We start from the raw sequence: 4773 nt of genomic DNA, 5'->3' as shown, positions 1-4773 counted from the left end.
GTCAGCTTCTGTTCTACCCCAAACCCCACCAGCAACAGCTCCTGCAAAGGCTGACCCTGAGGGGGACGTTGGTAGGTAAGGATCTGCCGCAGGCGCAGGCGCGGATTCAGTAGAGTGATGGTATCTACAGCAACCACACGAGTGTAGGTGGTGGTCATCACCAGTTGCAGGGATCCGGGATCAAACCGGAAAGCCGCCACCATCGGGCGATCTTCCTCGTAGGCCCGATCCCGCAGGTAGTCTCCCTGCAGCCCCAGGGGGGTTTCCTGCCGAGGGACAAACAGCATGTTCAGCTCTTGCCCGGCCTCCTCCCCCGTTTCGGAAACGGTCTCAAAAGCCAAGTGAAAGCCCAAAAAACCATCCACGTTGTGGTTGGGGTAGTTGTTGTCGGTGAGCACCTTGTGCTTGAGCTCAGGGGTGAGAGTGCGAATAGTGAACTCGGTGCGGGAGCGCTCCACCTCGCCACGGTCTAGGTAATGGTAGGTGCGCTCTGTGCGCCAAGCCCCAATGCAGCAGTTGAAAAAGTGGTGAAATTGCTGGATGGCGTTCATGCGGGCGGGAGCGGACAGAGTCAGAGATCAGCGCTGGACGGGAAACCCTGCCTCTGATCCTAAAACGAATTGAAAACAAACAGGAATCCAAATCCTAATGCCAACGATTGAGATCTGGGTCTGGAGCGGGATCTCCTCCCTCACCCGCTTTTGGCCACCGGGATCCCTTGGGTCTGCCCCAACAACTCCAAGGCTCGCTGCAGCTGGATGTCCTCCGGCCCGGCCAAGGTTTCCGCCGTCAGAGGAACGGATCCCTCCGCCACCACCACATCGGGCTGGATCCCCTGGCGATGGATGTCGTGGCCGCTGGGGGTAAGGTACTTGGCCGTGGTCACCGCCAGCCCCGAGCCATCCGCCAGCTCCAGCAGGGATTGAATCAGACCCTTGCCAAAGGTGCGCGTTCCTACCAGTTGGGCTCGCCCACTATCCTGAAGTGCCCCGGCCAACACTTCACTGGCACTGGCGCTGCCCTGATTTACCAAGACCACCAGCGGCGCCTCTGTGAGCACCTCGCCGGTGGCGGGAATGCTGTCTTGAATGCCGTGGCGATCCGTCACCAGCACAATGTCACCCTTGGGGATCCAGAAGCGGGCGATCTCAATGGCCGCCTGCAAGAGTCCCCCCGGATTGTTGCGCAAATCGAGAATGTAGCCCCGCACCCCTTGAGCTTCTGCGGTTCGAATGGCTTGGCGGACTTGAGCGGCAGCATTGCCGTTGAACTGGCTGAGGCGAATGTAGGCCACCGATCCCTGAGGCAGCTCAAAAAAACGGGTGCGCACGGGGTTGATGGTGATCGATTGGCGTACCAGCTCCACCTCCCAAATGCGATCCTGCCGCTTCAGCTTCAAGGTAACCGGCGTGCCACTGCGCCCCCGCATCCGCTCGGCCACTTCGTCCAGGCTCAGCCCCGCCACCGGCACCCGATCCACCGCCAAAATCTCATCCTGGGGTTGGATCCCGGCCTGCTCGGCAGGAGTGCCCTCCATGGGGGCAATCACCCGCACAGCCCCCTGCTCATCGATGGCAATCTGCAAGCCGACACCGCTCAGCTCGCCGGCTGTGGAGGTCTGCAGGCTGAGGTAGTGCTCTTTATCCAGAAAGCGGGTAAAGGGATCCCCCAGAGTGGCCAACATCTCCTCGATGGCCTGATAGGTCTGCTTGCGCTCCTTCAGGGGCCGGGAGAGAAACCGTTGCCGCACCTGCCACCAGTTTTGCCCGTTAAACCCCGGATCCACGTAGGCCCGATCCACGTAGGCCCAAGCCTGCGCCAGCAGTTGCTGCTCTTCTCCCCAGCGGCTGGCCTGCACCGGACAGGGGCCTATGGCCAAACTCGCCCAGAGCAAACACCCAAGCAAGACAAGGCGGATCCCCCACCCTCTCCAGCGGATCCCTGTGTATCTCGGCTTCTGCACAACCATCGATCCCAAAAAACATTAAGAAACATGAACAAAACGCAATATCAAAAGCTCGTCTGGCCTACTGGGATCAAGATCTTGGTTCCCAAGCTGAGCCCGGCGCCAGGATAGTGTTAAAAGATTGTGTTACATTGCTGAGGAGAGTGGGCTTGCCCCGCCCTCGAGATCCAATTTCAAGAATTGCAGGCATTATGAGCAAAGTTTACGACTGGTTGGACGAGCGGCTGGAGATTACGCCTTTCGTCGACGACGCAACAGGGAAATTCATTCCGCCTCACGTTAACATCTTCTACTGCCTCGGCGGGGTGACGCTGGTGTGCTTCTTAATTCAGTTTGCCACCGGCTTCGCCATGACGTTTTACTATCGTCCGACGGTGGCTGAGGCCTTTGAATCGGTGAACTACATCATGACCCAGGTGAACTTCGGCTGGCTGTTGCGCTCCATCCACCGTTGGAGCGCCTCCATGATGGTGCTGATGATGATCCTACACACCTTCCGGGTCTATCTGACAGGGGGATTCAAAAAGCCCCGTGAGCTGACCTGGGTAACCGGCGTGATCTTGGCGGTGCTGACCGTCTCCTTTGGCGTTACCGGCTACTCCCTGCCCTGGGATCAGGTGGGCTACTGGGCAGTCAAGATCGTCTCAGGTGTGCCCAGTGCCATTCCGGTGGTGGGCGACTTGTTGGTGCAACTGATCCGGGGTGGCGAAGCGGTTGGTCAAGCTACCCTGACTCGCTTCTACAGCTTGCACACTTTCGTGCTACCCTGGCTGACCGCAGTCTTTATGACCATGCACTTTTTGATGATCCGCCGCCAAGGCATTTCTGGGCCTTTGTGAGCAAGGTTTGACTCCCAGACGCCTTTGACTTTCCTGGTAACTGGGATCTTTACCTGCCACTTTTTCAGAACTTTTGTCCCTAGATAAGGAGAACTCCCATGGCCGTCTCAAAACAGGTGATAGCGACCGAGGCCATTACCCGCAAGGTTGATCTAGACAACCCCAAAGTTGTAGCCAAGCTGAAGAAAAACATGGGCCACATGACCTATGGTGAGCCCGCTTGGCCCAACGATTTGCTCTTTATGTTTCCGGTGGTGATCCTGGGCACTATTGGAGTGATCGTTGGCCTGTCAGTCATGGATCCGGCAGGTGTAGGGGAGCCGGCGGATCCCTTTGCTACGCCTCTGGAAATTCTGCCGGAATGGTATCTCTACCCCGCCTTCCACATCCTGCGGATTGCTCCCAACAAGCTGTTGGGAATTGCTCTGATGTCTGCCATTCCTGTGGGTCTCTTGTTTGTGCCCTTCATCGAAAACGTCAACAAGTTCCAAAACCCCTTGCGCCGCCCAGTGGCGACAACGGTGTTCCTGATCGGCACCTTGGTCACCCTCTACCTGGGCATAGGTGCCACCTTGCCCTTGGATAAGTGGGTCACCTTGGGCTTGTTCTAAAAGAACATCTGGGACTCCCGCTTGATGGGTTGATCGTCATCATCACCATCAGAATCACCATCAGAGTGCAGCAGGTTGGTGGCCAGGCTGCACTTTGTTATTTGGAGAGCTTTTTAGAGGAGTTGTCTGCAAACCTGTGTGCCAAGGGATGGGCAAGTCCGCCGAAATGGTAGTATCTCTACGCCCTCATCTTCAGCTTGACCGCTCATGAGCACTTCTTCTTCAACTGCTCGAACCTATCGGATCACAGCCCTTGCCGGAGATGGCATCGGCCCCGAAATCATGCGGGTGGGACGAGCCGTTTTGGATGCAGTTGCCCGGCAGATGGGATTTGCTCTCCAGTGGCAAGAGGGCCTGATCGGCGGGGCCGCCTACGAACAGACCGGGGATCCCTTGCCGGCAGAAACCCTGAAAATGGCTCAAGAGAGCGATGCCGTTTATCTGGCTGCTGTCGGCGACTTCAAGTACGACGCTCTGCCTCCTGAGAAACGCCCGGAGCGGGCCTTGTTGGGCTTGAGGGCGGGGCTGGGGCTGTTTGCCAACTTGCGCCCGGTAAAAGTCTTCCCTCAACTGGTGGGGGCTTCCTCCCTGAAGCCAGAGGTGATCTCGGGGATCGACCTGGTGGTAGTGCGGGAGCTGACGGGGGGCATTTACTTCGGCCAACCTAAGGGAATCTTCACGGATGCCCAGGGATCCCGGCGCGGCGTGAACACCATGGTCTACAGCGAAGCTGAGGTGGATCGGATTGCCCGAGTTGCCTTTGAGCTGGCCCGCAAACGCCGGCGCAAGCTCTGCTCGGTGGACAAAGCCAACGTTCTCGAGGTGTCGCAACTGTGGCGGGAGCGGGTCAATGTCATTGCGGCTGAGTACCCGGAGGTGGAACTTTCCCACCTGTACATCGACAATGCCGCCATGCAGTTGGTGCGCTGGCCCAAGCAGTTCGACGTCATCCTCACGGGCAATCTCTTCGGCGATATCCTCTCCGATGAAGCGGCCATGCTGACCGGCTCTATTGGTATGCTGCCCTCTGCCTCTCTGGGATCCTCTGGCCCCGGCCTATACGAGCCGGTACATGGGTCGGCTCCCGACATTGCCGGACAAGACAAAGCCAACCCCATTGCCCAGGTGCTCTCCGGCGCCCTGATGCTCCGCTACTCCCTGGATCAGCCGCAAGCTGCCGACCGCATCGAACAGGCGGTAGAAGCCGTTTTGGCGCAAGGGTACCGCACCCCAGACCTCTACTCTGAGGGAATGACTTTAGTGGGTTGCCAGGAAATGGGAGAAAAGTTGGTGGCAGCCCTGTCCCAGCAGCAGGCGCAATAGCCTTTTTCGGGGCCACAGGCTACAGCCAAGGCAG

At 58.3% G+C, this 4773-nt stretch carries 5 protein-coding genes; 3 read left to right on the top strand and 2 right to left on the bottom strand.

Going from position 1 to position 4773, the window contains the following annotated elements; all coding sequences use genetic code 11:
* Both NW820_RS10235 and NW820_RS10230 read right to left on the bottom strand, forming a co-directional pair.
* Nucleotides 1-551: phycobiliprotein lyase (locus tag NW820_RS10235; protein ID WP_414400675.1), on the bottom strand; the 551-nt coding region annotated here is incomplete at its 3' end.
* Between the two features lie 140 nt (nt 552-691).
* A complete protein-coding gene (locus tag NW820_RS10230) occupies nt 692-1969 on the bottom strand; it encodes a S41 family peptidase (RefSeq protein ID WP_414407425.1) in 1278 nt (425 codons plus the stop codon).
* A gap of 188 nt (nt 1970-2157) precedes the next feature.
* Here NW820_RS10230 and petB point away from each other — a divergent pair, with 188 nt between their 5' ends.
* The 3 genes from petB (at nt 2158) to leuB (ending at nt 4739) form a co-directional block, all read left to right on the top strand.
* The gene (petB, locus tag NW820_RS10225; RefSeq protein ID WP_041436518.1) at nt 2158-2805 is read left to right on the top strand and encodes a cytochrome b6; all 648 of its coding nucleotides are present in this window, start codon (nt 2158-2160) and stop codon (nt 2803-2805) included.
* Between the two features lie 98 nt (nt 2806-2903).
* Nucleotides 2904-3416: a cytochrome b6-f complex subunit IV gene (gene petD / locus NW820_RS10220; protein WP_011433236.1), complete on the top strand. Its 513-nt coding sequence runs from the start codon at nt 2904-2906 to the stop codon at nt 3414-3416.
* Between the two features lie 207 nt (nt 3417-3623).
* Nucleotides 3624-4739, top strand: a complete 1116-nt coding sequence (gene leuB / locus NW820_RS10215; protein WP_414341994.1) for a 3-isopropylmalate dehydrogenase — start codon at nt 3624-3626, stop codon at nt 4737-4739.
* Nucleotides 4740-4773 lie beyond the last annotated feature (34 nt).

It is taken from the genome of Synechococcus sp. R55.7 (assembly GCF_047461955.1).
In the GTDB taxonomy this organism is placed as follows: domain Bacteria; phylum Cyanobacteriota; class Cyanobacteriia; order Thermostichales; family Thermostichaceae; genus Thermostichus.
The sequence above is the reverse complement of the archived record's forward strand: the minus strand, read 5'-3'. Positions and strand labels throughout refer to the sequence as shown.

Coding starts and splice junctions, on each gene's coding strand:
- NW820_RS10230 (WP_414407425.1), bottom strand. CDS start 1,969: ATGGTTGTGCAGAAGCCGAGATACACAGGGATCCGCTGGAGAGGGTGG.
- petB (WP_041436518.1), top strand. CDS start 2,158: ATGAGCAAAGTTTACGACTGGTTGGACGAGCGGCTGGAGATTACGCCT.
- petD (WP_011433236.1), top strand. CDS start 2,904: ATGGCCGTCTCAAAACAGGTGATAGCGACCGAGGCCATTACCCGCAAG.
- leuB (WP_414341994.1), top strand. CDS start 3,624: ATGAGCACTTCTTCTTCAACTGCTCGAACCTATCGGATCACAGCCCTT.